8 protein-coding genes are annotated in these 13,568 nt (G+C 61.3%); 2 read left to right on the top strand and 6 right to left on the bottom strand.

Annotated features, from left to right (window positions below; translation table 11 throughout):
- Positions 1-41 precede the first annotated feature (41 nt).
- The 3 genes from G1C97_RS01715 to ileS form a co-directional block, all read right to left on the bottom strand.
- Positions 42-1,451, bottom strand: coding sequence for an MFS transporter (locus G1C97_RS01715; RefSeq protein ID WP_169240216.1), 1,410 nt, complete (start codon positions 1,449-1,451; stop codon positions 42-44).
- A gap of 60 nt (positions 1,452-1,511) precedes the next feature.
- Positions 1,512-2,468, bottom strand: coding sequence for a nucleoside hydrolase (locus tag G1C97_RS01710; protein ID WP_169240215.1), 957 nt, complete (start codon positions 2,466-2,468; stop codon positions 1,512-1,514).
- A 191-nt stretch (positions 2,469-2,659) separates the two neighbouring features.
- The gene (gene ileS / locus G1C97_RS01705) at positions 2,660-6,025 is read right to left on the bottom strand and encodes a mupirocin-resistant isoleucine--tRNA ligase (protein WP_205832462.1); all 3,366 of its coding nucleotides are present in this window, start codon (positions 6,023-6,025) and stop codon (positions 2,660-2,662) included.
- A 501-nt stretch (positions 6,026-6,526) separates the two neighbouring features.
- Here ileS and G1C97_RS01700 point away from each other — a divergent pair.
- Both G1C97_RS01700 and fmt read left to right on the top strand, forming a co-directional pair.
- Positions 6,527-7,231: an HAD family hydrolase gene (locus G1C97_RS01700; RefSeq protein WP_169240213.1), complete on the top strand. Its 705-nt coding sequence runs from the start codon at positions 6,527-6,529 to the stop codon at positions 7,229-7,231.
- Between the two features lie 133 nt (positions 7,232-7,364).
- Positions 7,365-8,357 carry a methionyl-tRNA formyltransferase gene (fmt, locus tag G1C97_RS01695; RefSeq protein WP_169240212.1) on the top strand — a complete coding sequence of 331 codons (993 nt, stop codon included), beginning with the start codon at positions 7,365-7,367 and terminating at the stop codon, positions 8,355-8,357.
- 219 nt (positions 8,358-8,576) lie between these two features.
- On the opposite strand, the gene gmk is transcribed toward fmt, so the two are convergent.
- The 3 genes from gmk to carB form a co-directional block, all read right to left on the bottom strand.
- Complete coding sequence (gene gmk, locus G1C97_RS01690) at positions 8,577-9,173, bottom strand: guanylate kinase (RefSeq protein ID WP_169240211.1); 597 nt, start codon at positions 9,171-9,173, stop codon at positions 8,577-8,579.
- A 94-nt stretch (positions 9,174-9,267) separates the two neighbouring features.
- Positions 9,268-10,185, bottom strand: a complete 918-nt coding sequence (pyrF, locus tag G1C97_RS01685; protein ID WP_169240210.1) for an orotidine-5'-phosphate decarboxylase — start codon at positions 10,183-10,185, stop codon at positions 9,268-9,270.
- On the bottom strand, positions 10,185-13,568 hold the full coding sequence (gene carB, locus G1C97_RS01680) for a carbamoyl-phosphate synthase large subunit (protein WP_169240209.1): 3,384 nt from the start codon (positions 13,566-13,568) through the stop codon (positions 10,185-10,187). Before carB ends, pyrF begins: the two co-directional genes overlap by 1 nt.

Genomic DNA, 13,568 nt, shown 5'->3' with positions numbered 1-13,568 from the left:
GAGTAGCGAGCCTTGACGATCAACCGAACCGTATCAAGCTATCAGTTCTGGCTGTAGATCTTCTTGCGGAAGAGCAGGAACACGATCAGACCGAGCAGCATCACGCCACCGCCGATCAGCAGCAGGTTGGCGTAGCCGGCGGCCGCTCCGGTGGCACCGGTGATGCTGGAGCCGGCCAGCGACTGCGAACCCATCAGACCGCCGATGACGGTGATGCCGATGGACGCGGTGACGTTCATCACCAGATCGTTCATGCCCACACCACGGCCGGACTCCTCCTGCGGCAACGTATCGATCACGGTGGAGACCACCGGAGAGTACAGCAGACCGACACCGCAGTAGAACAGGCATGCGGTGAGCGTCAGCACCAGGAAGCCGGCGTTGACGGCAAGAGCGGCGGCCACGAAACCGGCGATCATCAGGATTGCCGCGGTGATCAGTGCCGGCTGACGGCCGATCTTGCCGATGATCCAACCGGAGGAGGTGCCGACCACGGCCGCGCACACGAAGGCCCACACGATGTAGGTGGACACCTGTGCGGTGGTCATGCCGTAGACGGACGTGCCAATGGCGTTGAACAGCGGGGAGATGCAGTAGTTGGTGAAGTAGAACACCAGAATCAGGCTGATGGCAGCCAGCCAACGGGTGTTCTTGAAGAACTCCGGGGTGATGAACGGGTTGGCGGCCTTGTGGATGTACACGGCGAAGATGGCGAACAGGGCCACGGCCACACCCAGCATCCACCATGCCATGTAGGAGAAGAACAAGGTGAGGAAAGCGCTGGCCAGACCGAAGATGGTGAAGCCGATCCAATCAACATGCTCGTTACCGCCCTGACGGCCCGGCAGGTTCTTCAGCAACGTCGGCAGGAAGAAGATGGTCACCACAGGGATGAGGAACAGATACTGCCACGCGATCGAGCTCAGGATGCCGGCCGCGAACACGCCGATGGAGGCGGACAGCTGGTAGGCGGCGGTGTACAGGCCGAAGAACACGACCTTAAGCGACGGCTTCAGGTACTTGGTGGCGATCACGAGGAACACGGAACCGGCTACCTGCTCACCTGCGGTCTGCAGCACGCGGGCGATGATGACGGTCCAGATGTTCGCGGTGAAGAAGAAGTTCGCGACGAAACCGAACACGGAGCCGACCAGCAGAGTCACCAAACCGGCGACGACCAGACGCTTCAGGGAGACGAAATCACCGAGGGAACCGTAGATGAAGCAAACGATGCCGAGCACCAGCGAGGGGAATGCGGTGATCAGCGAAGCTTGGGCCGGAGCGCCGACGTCTTCACCCACCTGGCTGAACACCAGATTGAAGCCCTGCAGACACAGCGTGCCAAGGATGAAGGTGATCAGCAGCAGAATCAGGGCCTTGATGGCCATCTTGTTGCTGGTTTCCGGATCGGTCCAGGGATCGGCAACCGTGGTTGGAGTGGTTTGTGTCATTATTTGTTTTCCTTTATTGCTTTCTCTCTTTTGGGAAGTCTGGGTCGAACCGGCTCTCACTTAGGCGTTCTTGGCGAGCGCGGTGATACGGGTCATGAATTCGTTGAGGAAGCGCGGTACATCGACGTCGATGGCGGCCTTCATGGTTTTGACCGGGTCGTTCATGCGCGTGTTGTCGCCGATGGTGCGTCCGCGGGTCGGGCCTTCGACGTCCACCTTCATGTTGATGGGCAACGCGGTGATCAGTGTCGGGTCCACTGCCACGCCCACGGCGAGCGGATCATGCAGTCCGCATCCGCCAAGATGCGGGGATGTGGTCTCGTAGGCCTTGATGTAGTAGTCGGTCATATCGGCGAGGAACTTGCCGGCCTTGGTGTTCAGGTCACGCCAGATCCGGGTTTCCTTGTAGGTCAGCAGGGTCTGCAGTGTGACGTCGAGACCGACCATCGTGGCGGGGGCGCCGGAGCGGAACAGATAGTCGGCGGCTTCGGGATCCTGGGAGATGTTGGCTTCCTCCCAGCCGTTCACGTTGCCGCAGACGGTCAGGGCACCGCCCATGAGCACGATCTTGCCGATCTCATCCTTGATTTCCGGAGCCTTCTTCAAGGCGGCGGCGATGTTCGTCATCGGGCCGGTGGGCACGTACGTCAGGTCCTTGCCGTAGGTCTTCACCGCGTCGATGATGAAGTCCACTGCGGATTCGGTTTCCGGTTCACGATTGGAGTCGGGGATATCCACGTCACCGATGCCGTTCTTGCCGTGGATGAAGGCCGAGATATCGAGCACTTCAAAGGAATCGGTGGTGCTGGAGTGCGGAATGCCCTTATAGACCTTGACCTCCGGATGTCCCAACAGGTCGGTGATGGCAAGAGCGTTGCGCACACCCTGATCGAGCAGCACGTTGCCGTACGTGCCGGTGATGCCGATGAGTTCGACTTCCGGGCTGCCGAGTGCATAGGAGATGGCGAGGGCGTCATCAACACCGGTGTCAAGATCGAGAATCAGTTTCTGAGCCATAGGAGTGCCTTTCCCGTGCTGTCATCATGGTCGGATGGCCATTGATTTACCTCGTTAATAGTAACGGGGCAATGTCCATCGAGAAGGTTCCGGGCGTGGCACAGCATGTCGATGACGGATAAACGCAGGAAGCCTAGCCGCCCATACGGATATGGGAGCTAGGCTTCCTGCATAGCGCGAGGCTATATTATTCAGGCCTTCCGCACTTCGACGGCGAGTTCATCGCCAGCCTTGATGTCAATGGAGGTGGCGAGCGTCTCGTGGGCGATGAGGTCCTTGAACTGCTCGGCCTTGGCCACGTCTGCGGCCGGCACGGTGAGCGTCAGGGCGATGCGGTCGGAGATCTCCAGACCGGCGTCCTTACGGGCGTCCTGCACAGCGCGAATGGCATCACGGGCGTAGCCTTCGGCCACCAGATCATCGGTCAGGGCGGTGTCGAGAATCACGAAGCCGCCGGTCGGCAGTGCTGCGGACACAGAGACGGATGCCTCGGCGGCGTTCTCCTCCTCCACGCGGTTGATGAGCTCGTATTCGCCTTCGACCAGCGCAACCTCGCCGTTCGGGGTCTCGACCACCGGAGCGCCGGAGGCATCCACATGCCAGGCACCGGTCTTGGAAGCCTTGATGGCGAACTGCACCTGCTTGCCAAGGCGCGGGCCTGCGGCGCGGGCGTTGACCTTCAACTGGTGCACGATCTTCAGACCCTGGGAGCCGGCGTCCTCCATCGTGCAGAACTCGATGTCCTTCACGTTGAGCTCGGACTTGAGCACCTCGGCGTAAGCCTTGACGTCGTCCACGTCCTCGACCACCACGGTGAGCTTGGAAAGCGGCTGACGCACGCGAATTTGGGAGGCCTTGCGCAGGGACAGGGTGCCGGAGACGACCTCACGAACCTTCTCCATGGCGTTGACCAGCTTCGGATCATCAACCAGCACACGGCCCAGTTCGGTGGCTTCACCGGTCTTCTCGTCCGTGACGTACGGCCAGTCGGCCAGATGCACGGATTCGCCGCCCGTCAGTCCTCGCCACACGGATTCGGCTTCCATCGGTGCGAGCGGGGCCAGCACGCGCATGAACACCTCAAGCACGGTGTACAGGGTGTTGAAAGCGTTGGCGTCCTCGTTCCAGAAGCGGTCACGGGTGTTGCGGATGTACCAGTTGGTCAGCACGTCGATGAAGTCGGAGGCGGCGTCGCAGGCATCGGAGATGGCGAACTCGTCGAGGGACTTCTCCACCTTCTCCACCAGTCGGCGCGTGCGGGCCAGCAGGTAGCGGTCCATCTCCGGCAGGTTCGCGACCTCGTCGGCGGTGAGCTGGCGGGCGTCGAAGCCCTTGCCGCCGTTGGCCGCGTTGGCGTACAGCGTGAAGAAGTAGTAGGAGCTCCACACCGGCAGCATGACCTGACGGACCGTGTCGCGGATGCCTTCGGCGGTGACGATCAGGTTGCCGCCGCGCAGAATCGGCGAGGACATGAGGAACCAGCGCATGGCGTCGGAGCCGTACTTGTCGAACACGCCGTTCACATCCGGGTAGTTGCGCAGGTGCTTGGACATCTTCTGGCCGTCGGAGCCGAGCACGATGCCGTGGCAGATCACGTTCTTGAACGCCGGGCGGTCGAACAGCGCGGTGGCCATGACGTGCAGCAGGTAGAACCAGCCGCGGGTCTGGCCGATGTATTCGACGATGTAGTCGGCCGGGAAGTGCTGCTCGAACTTCTCCTTGTTCTCGAACGGGTAGTGGAACTGCGCGAACGACATGGAACCGGATTCGAACCAGCAGTCGAGCACGTCCGGAATGCGGCGCATCGTGGACTTGCCGGTCGGATCGTCCGGGTTCGGACGGGTCAGGTTGTCGATCCACGGACGGTGCATATTGATGTTGCCGTCCTTGTCGCGCGGGTAGTCGCCGAAGTCGTTCTTCAGCTCTTCAAGCGAGCCGTAGACATCCACACGCGGGTACTTCGGATCGTCGGAAACCCACACCGGGATCGGGGAGCCCCAGAAGCGGTTGCGGGAGATGGACCAGTCGCGGGCGTTGGCCAGCCACTTGCCGAATTGGCCGTCCTTCACGTTCTCCGGAATCCAGTTGATCTGCTGGTTGAGCTCCAGCAGACGCGGCTTGATCTTGGTCACGGACACGAACCAGGAGCTCACCGGCTTGTAGATCAGCGGGGTGGCGCAACGCCAGCAGTGCGGGTAGGAGTGCACGTAGCTCTTCTCCTGGAAGAGGATGGCGCGCTTGTCCTCGTCGATCTGGGCGAGCGGGCCGTCGCCGGCGCGCAGGTTCCTGAGGATCGGCAGGTTGGCGTCGAACACGAACATGCCTTCGTACTCCGGGCACTGCGAAGTGAAGCGGCAGCCGGCGTCAAGCACGTCGGTGCTCTTGATGCCCTTGGCGTTGAGCGTGTTCATATCGTCTTCGCCGTAGGGAGCCTGATGCACGAGGCCGGTGCCTTCGACGGTGTCCACGTAGTCGGCGGTGAAGATGGTGTAACCGTTCGGGCCGGGCACGTTGCCCTCGGTCTCGGCCTTCTCGCCCGCGAAGTACGGGAAGACAGGCCAGTAGCGGCGGCCGGCCAGCTCGGAGCCCTTGAGCTCACGCACGACTTCGTAGTTCTCGCCGAGTTCCTTGGTGTAGTGGCCCAACAGGTCCTTGCCGAGGTAGAACTTCTTGCCGGCGAACTTGCCTTCGGTCGGCTTGACCTCCACGTAATCGATGTCGGCACCGACCACGATGGCGAAGTTGGTGGGCACGGTCCACGGGGTGGTGGTCCAGAAGACGGCATAGGCGTCCTCGTCACGGAGCTTGACGGCCACGGAAACGGTGGTGTCCTGACGATCCTGGTAGACGTCGGCATCCATGCGAAGCTCGTGGGCGGAAAGCGGCGTGCGATCCTTCGGGCAGTACGGCAGCACGCGGTAGCCCTGATAGGCCAGGCCCTTGTCGTAGAGCTGCTTGAAGGCCCACATCACGGATTCCATGTACGGGATGTTCAGGGTCTTGTAGCCGTGCTCGAAGTCCACCCAACGGGCCTGACGATGCACGTAGTCCTGCCATTCACGGGTGTACTTCAGCACGGATGCGCGGCAGGCGTCGTTGAACTTGTCGATGCCCATCTTCTCGATCTGGTCGACCGAGTCGATGCCGAGTTCCTTCTGTGCCTCAAGCTCGGCCGGCAGACCGTGGGTATCCCAGCCGAAGACGCGGTTGACCTTGCGGCCCTTCATGGTCTGGTAACGCGGGATCACGTCCTTGGCGTAGCCGGTCAGCAGGTGGCCGTAGTGCGGCAGGCCGTTGGCGAACGGCGGGCCATCGAAGAACACGAATTCGTTCTGGCTGTGGTCACCGGAGGGGTTGCGCTCCACGGACTTCTGGAAGGTGTCGTCCTTGTCCCAGTAGTCCAGAACGGTCTGCTCCATGTTGGGGAAGCTGGGGTTCGGCGCCACGTGCGCGGTTTCGCCGCCCTCGTTCGCCTTGGGATATACGTTTTCGCTCACCGTAAATCTCCTGTATTGTTTGCATTCGCTGGTCCTGCGGCAGCAACGCAGCAGTTCCATTCCGGGAGATTCGTTCCGGGCAATCCGTTCGCAAGCAGTACGAGCCGTTGCCAATGGCGGCCGATGCCTCGCATCCGGAAAACCGTTCACGTTTCCTTACCGGAACGACTGCATTCGTCGTTCCCGCTACGAGGACGATGAGGACGCCTGTTTTCCGCCCACACCGCGGTACCACCTCGCTTGTCGCAACGCATTCGACCGATTCGAAACCCACTGCGGTGATTTCCGAGCCGGCTGTCTGCGCGCAACCGCTTGCGTTCGGCTGTTTCGGGCCGATCCCGTCGGTTCTACTGGGCGGCTTGTCGCAGCTGTTGATATGATGCTGCGTCCACGCCACCGTTCTTCCGAAGGCTCCCCGCTGATAACGGATCACTGCCTTGACTTCGGTTGCACATCCTAGCACGTCGTAGTGCCAAACCGTTCTGTTCGGGCCAATCGTCGCCGATGCATGAAACGATGGAATCGCATGATTATCGGCAGGTGTTATTCAAGGAGGCTGTTATGAAAGGCTGGCCCGGAGAACCGGATATGGATTATGACGTGCTGGTGGCGGATGGCGAAGCGGCCGTCAACGCCGGCAAGCCGATCACCGACGTGATTTTCGACTTCGGCAATGTGCTCATTTATTGGGATCCCGCAGCAGTACTCGTACCCCGATACAGCAAAACCACCATCGATGAGTTTCTGGACAACGACATCTCCGGTTTCTATGATGTCAACGACCTGATGGACGCCGGCATGGCACCGGAGGAAGCCATTGCGATCATGCGCCGGGACAAGGGAGACAAGTGGGCCGACATCCTCGCCTACTATATCGACAACTTCCGTGACTCACTGACCGGCGTCGTGCCCGGAGCCCGCGTACTGGTCAACGATCTCAAGGCCGCCGGCATCGGCGTTTGGGGACTGAGCAACTGGGAGGCCAGCCTGTTCCACGTCGCCGAAGAGCAGTGCGACATCATCCAGCAACTCGACGGCAAACTGGTTTCAGGCTTCGTCAAGTTGCGCAAGCCGCACAAGGAGATCTACGAGGCGGCTCTTCACCGGTTCGGCATCAAGGCGGACGGCGCATTGTTCATCGACGACAAGGCCATGAACATTGTGGGCTCCAACGCCGCCGGTATTCGCGGCGTGCGCTTCCAGGATCCGGTCAAGCTGCGTGAGCTGCTTATCGCCAACGGGGTGGATATTCCCACCGTGCAGTAATCATGCACCGCACACAACATCACTCTCGCAGCATCGCTGTCTATGTAAATCCATGTATTCATGGAGTTATTCATGGCGTATTCATGGCGTTCCGTCATCGCGTGGAACGCTCTCATATCGGTAAAGGAGATTCATGCTCAGACTCGTATTCGCCGGCACGCCCGACGTGGCCGTGCCATCGTTGCAGGCGTTCGCCGCGGATCCGCGTTTCGATGTAGTCGGTGTCATCACCCGGCCTGATGCACCGACCGGCCGTGGTCGTAAACTCACCGCCAGCCCGGTCAAAGCGGCGGCATTGGAGCTCGGAGTGCCGGTCATCGATCTCAAACCCCGCTCCCCCGAGTTTCTAGAGGCGCTGCACGCACTGCACGCGGATATCGCCGCAGTGATCGCCTATGGCAACATTCTGCCAAAAACCGTGTTGGATGCAGTGCCGATGGGCTGGTACAACCTGCATTTCTCCAACTTGCCCAAGTGGCGTGGTGCCGCCCCGGCCCAACGCGCCATCTGGGCCGGCGATGCCACAACCGGTGCCGACGTGTTCAAAGTGGGCGAAGGTTTGGACGATGGCCCAATCGTGGCTTCAATGACCATTGATCTCAACGGTCGGGAAACCTCCGGCGAGTTGCTGGAGCGTTTGGCTCATGAAGGCGCACCGATGTACGTGGAGGCTTTGGCGTCTGTGGGCGACGGCACGGCTACGTTGACGCCGCAGCCAGCGGAGGGCCTGGAGTACGCCCATAAGATCACCGTGGAAGACGCCCGCATCGATTGGACGGATGCCGTCGAGGCGATCGATCGTCAGATCCGCGCCTGTTCACCTCATCCCGGCGCTTGGACCGCGCTGTATGCCGATGGTGCCGACGATGACGGCTCCGGTGCTGATACCGATGCCAAGCCGCCGGTGTTGCATGTGCTTTCCGCGCAACCGGCGGATGCGAACAATCCTCAAACGCCTGAAAATCTGCGCCCCGGTGCAATCAAAACGGGTAAGAAGAACGTCTGGGTAGGCACCGGCACTACGGCACTGGAGCTCACCCAGGTCAAGGCACCCGGTAAAAAAGCCATGCGCGCCGCCGACTGGGCTCGCGGCGCCCGCCTGTCCGCCGACGCTTGTGTGCGGTAGCACACAGAGCGGCGACAAGGAGAAAGTACGGCGGTCTGTACCGTGACCCACGCGACTGTGCGGACCGTGCAGACCGTTCGTTACCGTGACCATACGTTGCACATGCAGTGAAGGCGGGCGTCGGACTCACAAGCACTATCGCAGTAGCTTGAGTCCGGCTCCCGCCTTCATCGTATTCATCGTATAATAGCGCGCGTTACTGCCGCCCGTACGCGAAGATCACGATTGCAGACCGTATTCCTCGGCGATAACGGACCACAGTTCGTCGGCGGCACGTTCAACGGTGTCGTTGACGATCGTCACATCGAACTCGGATTCAGCGGCGAGCTCCACCTTGGCGGTTTCCAGACGGCGCGCTTGCTGTTCGGAGGTTTCAGTGCCACGCCCGATCAGTCGGCGCTTGAGTTCTTCAAAGCTCGGCGGAGCGATGAACACATACACCACTTCCAAATCGAGTTCGCTGGCCCGCTGACGTACGCGACGGGCCCCCTGCAGATCGATTTCCAGAATGGTAGGAATTCCGGCGGCCAAGTGTTCCACCACCGGCTTCAACGGCGTACCATAATACGCCATGCCGTGCACCACTGCGGTTTCCAGGAACTCCCCCGCCACCTCTTTGCGCAGGAACTCCTCTTCGCTCAGGAACCAATAGTTCACACCGTTCACTTCGCCAGGACGGGCCGCACGGGTGGTAGCGGACACGGACACCCATACTTCCGGGTGGTCGGCGCGCAGTTTGGCTTCCACCGTGCCCTTGCCCACGGCAGTGGGACCGGACAGGACGATAAGACGACCAGCGTGAGTGTGCTCAGTCATGGCTTCCTTTCACATTGTCGGCGATTGGTGGCCGGCGAAAAACAAACCACGGCAATATCACACGATACTGCCGTGGCCTCAATCGTTGTCGTTGTCAGTCTTCGGCGCCTTCGTTCGTGGCTTCCATCAGTGCCTGACGCACATCCCAAGCAATCGACTCGGTAGCCTGGCTCAATGCCGCGATATCCGGGCCATGCGAAGCGATGAAGCGAGACACCGTGACCAGCACATTACCCTTGGTGCCACGGAACACGGTTTTGAGATCCTTGGCCTCGGCACCTTGCCAGCCATAGCCCGGGGACAGAATAGGACCGGTGAACTTGGAGGGGTCCACACCGGAATCCTGCATCCACTGGCCGATGGTCGCTCCGATGATCAGGCCGACCGATCCCATGCCTTCGATGCCGACATTATGCTTCTGCGCGGTGGAGGCGATGCCGTATGCCACGGTATGCCCCTTGTATTCACCGCCCTGACGCAACGCCGTCTGCAAGCTCATGCCTTCAGGGTTGGAGGTCAGTGAAGCGATGAACACGCCACGACCATTCTCCAACGCCTCGGTAATAAGGCCATTGAGCGAACGGGCGCCGTAGTATGGCAGCAGCGTGATCGCATCGGCAAGCATCGGGGCGCCCGGCTTAAAATAGGCATCCGCGATGGCGGAAATCGTGGTGGACAAGCCACCGTGCAGGCAATCGACGATAGTGATGACGCCCATCTGACGAGCGGCGTACAGCACTCGTTCGAGCGCTTCAAAGCCTTTCGACCCGTAGCGCTCGAACATCGGCGTCTGGAATTTCACTGCGGCGGCCCTGCCATTGGCCGCCTGCAGCATACGCATGGAGAAGAGCTCGGCACCTTCGGCGTCGACGTTATACCCCCAGTCGGTGAGGAGTTTGCGGTGAGGATCGATACCCACGCACAAAGGCCCGTATTTTGCCATCGACTGGCTCAGCCTCAAACCGAAATCGGACCGCTGAGCCTTCAATTCCTCACCACTGGGTGTACTCATCAGAACTCTCGCCTCTCCAACTCGAACAGCTGCTTCGAATGATCCTGGATGCTCATGATCTGATAATCATTATGCTTCACGGCCTCGATAGCCAGCAGTGCGGCCTGGAACTCGGTGATGGTGGTGAACTGGGGCAGATCGGCCGCAATGGCGGCTGCTCGGATGGAGTAGCCATCCGAGCGGGAGCCACGCGAGTTCGGCGTGTTGAGAATCATATCGATCTTGCCGTCCTCGATGAGCTGAACCACGTTCTTGCCCACAGAGCCCGCAGCGTGGTGAACCTCGACCGGAGCTTCCGGATCGGAATCCACACGGGTGCTGATCTTGTCCACGATGCTTGAATCGATGCCGTAGCGGCGCAGCACGGATGCGGTGCCCTCGGTGGCCCAGATCTTGAATCCGAGCTCTTCGAGACGCACGGCGATCAGCGGCAGCTGACGCTTGTCGGTATCGTTCACGGAGATGAACACGTTGCCATGGGTCGGCAGACCGCCGTCATAGGCGGCGAGCTGGCTCTTGGCGAAGGCGTGCGGGAAGTCGCGGTCAAAGCCCATGACCTCGCCGGTGGAGCGCATCTCAGGTCCCAGCAGGATGTCCACGGTCTTGCCCACCGGAGTGCGGAAGCGCTTGAACGGCAGCACGGATTCCTTGATGGCCACCTGCTGGCCGGGGTGCATCACGCCGCCGTCGCCCTTGGGCAGCAGCAGACCGTTCTTGCGCTGGTCGGCGATGGTCTCGCCGGCCATGATACGGGCCGCGGCCTTGGCCAGGGCCACGCCGGTGGCCTTGGACGCGAACGGCACGGTGCGGGAGGCACGTGGGTTGGCCTCGATCACGTACAGCGTGTTGGCCATGAAGGCGTACTGGACGTTGATCAGGCCCTGCACATGGCAACCCTTGGCGATGGCGTAGGTGCCTTCCCTCAAGCGACGAATCTGATCGTCGGACAGGGTGGACGGCGGCAGGGTGCAGGCGGCGTCGCCAGAGTGCACACCGGCCTCCTCGACGTGCTCCATAATGCCACCGATGTACAGTTCCTCACCGTCGAACAGCGCATCGACATCGATTTCGATGGCGTCCTGCAGGAACTTGTCGATGAGCAGCGGGGAGGGCAGACGACCGGAAACCACGGTATCGGCCTTGGCTTCGGCCAGCGCACGATCCACGTACTTGGTCAGCTGCTTATCGTCGTACACGATCTCCATGCCGCGGCCACCGAGCACGTAGCTCGGACGGACCAACACCGGATAGCCGATGCGGTGGGCGGCCTCCATGGCTTCTTCGAGGCTCAGGGCGGTGCCGTAGCGCGGAGCGTTCATCTCCGCCTTCTTCAGCACTTCGCCGAACAGCTCACGGTTCTCGGCCAGATCGATGGATTCCGGCGTGGTGCCGAGAATCGGCACACCAGCGGCCTTCAGACGCGCGGCGAGCGAGAGCGGGGTCTGGCCGCCGAGCTGCACGATAACGCCCTTGACCGGGCCCATCTTCTTCTCGGCCTCATAGATCTCCAGCACATCCTCGAAGGTGAGCGGTTCGAAGTAGAGACGGTCGGACATGTCGTAATCGGTGGACACGGTCTCCGGGTTGCAGTTGACCATGATCGTGTCGTAGTCCTTGCCGAGCTCCTGCACCGCGTGCACGCAGGTGTAGTCGAACTCGATGCCCTGACCGATGCGGTTCGGGCCGGAGCCGAGGATGATCACTGCCTCACGCTCACGCTTACGCAGCTCGGTCTCATCGGCGTAGCAGGAGTAGTAGTACGGCGTGACCGCGTCGAACTCGGCGGCGCAGGTATCCACGGTCTTGTAGACCGGGCGAATGCCGTAGTTCCAGCGCAGCTCGCGGATAATGTTCTCACCTTCGTCGCCGAGGCCACGCAGATGTGCGATCTGCACGTCGGACAGGCCTGCAAGCTTGGCCTTCTTCAGCAGCTTCGGGGTCAGATGCTCGGCTCCGCGAACGGTCATGGCCATATCGTTGATGAGCATGATCTGCTTCAAGAACCACGGGTCGATCTTGGTGGCCGCGTACAGCTCTTCGATGGTGGCACCGCCCCAGATGGCGCGCATCAGCTGCAGGTAGCGGTGTTCGGTCGGCACCTTGGCGGCGGCGACCAGTTCGGCCACCTCCTCAAGCGTAGGCTTGTCACCATCCCAGTTGAAGCCCATGTGGCGCTTGTCGATGGAGCGCATGGCCTTGCCCAGAGACTCCTGGAAGTTACCGGCCAGGGCCATGGCCTCGCCCACGGACTTCATCGAGGTGGTCAGCGTCGGGTCGGCACCCGGGAACTTCTCGAACGCGAAGCGCGGCACCTTGGTGACCACGTAGTCGATGGTCGGCTCGAAGGAGGCCGGGGTGGACTGGGTGATGTCGTTGCGAATCTCGTCCAGCGTGTAGCCGAGAGCCAGCTTGGTGGCGATCTTGGCGATCGGGAAGCCAGTGGCCTTGGACGCCAGAGCGGAGGAACGGGAAACACGCGGGTTCATCTCGATGACGATGATTCGGCCGGTCTGCGGATGGATGGCGAACTGGATGTTGCAGCCGCCGGTATCCACGCCCACGCCGCGGATGATGGCGATGCCGATGTCACGCAGCTTCTGGTATTCGCGGTCGGTCAGCGTGAAGCAGGGGGCGACGGTGATGGAGTCACCGGTGTGAACACCCACCGGGTCCACGTTCTCGATCGGGCAGACGACCACCACGTTGTCGTTGCGGTCGCGCATGAGCTCCAGCTCGAATTCCTTCCAGCCTTCGATGCCCTCTTCGATCAGCACCTCATCGGTGGGCGAATAGTGGATGCCGGCACCGGCGATGCGATGCAGCTCCTCCTCGTCGTGCGCGATGCCGGAGCCAAGACCACCCATGGTGAAGCTCGGGCGGACCACCAGCGGATAGCCGAGTTCCTCGGCGATGCGGTCGCATTCCTCAAGCGTGTGAGCGATGCGGGAGCGTGCGGATTCGGCACCTGCCTCATCCACGACCTTCTTGAACAGCTCGCGGTCCTCGCCACGGTCGATGGCCTCCAGAGAAGCGCCGATGAGCTCGACATTGTACTTCTTGAGTACGCCGGCCTCGCCAAGCGCCATGGCGGCATTCAGCGCCGTCTGACCGCCAAGCGTCGGCAGCAGCGCGTCCGGACGCTCCTTGGCGATGATCTGTTCGAGGATCGGGGTGGCGATCGGTTCGATGTAGGTGGCGTCGGCCATCTCGGGATCGGTCATGATGGTGGCCGGGTTCGAGTTGACGAGGATGACGCGGATGCCTTCCTCACGAAGGACGCGGCATGCCTGGGTGCCCGAGTAATCGAACTCCGCAGCCTGACCGATCACGATCGGGCCGGAGCCGATGACCATCACGGATTTGATGTCGGTGCGCTTCGGCAT

Source organism: Bifidobacterium olomucense, from assembly GCF_012932375.1.
GTDB lineage: Bacteria > Actinomycetota > Actinomycetes > Actinomycetales > Bifidobacteriaceae > Bifidobacterium > Bifidobacterium olomucense.
Note: the sequence above shows the minus strand (reverse complement) of the source record. Positions and strands in the feature narration are given on the sequence as shown.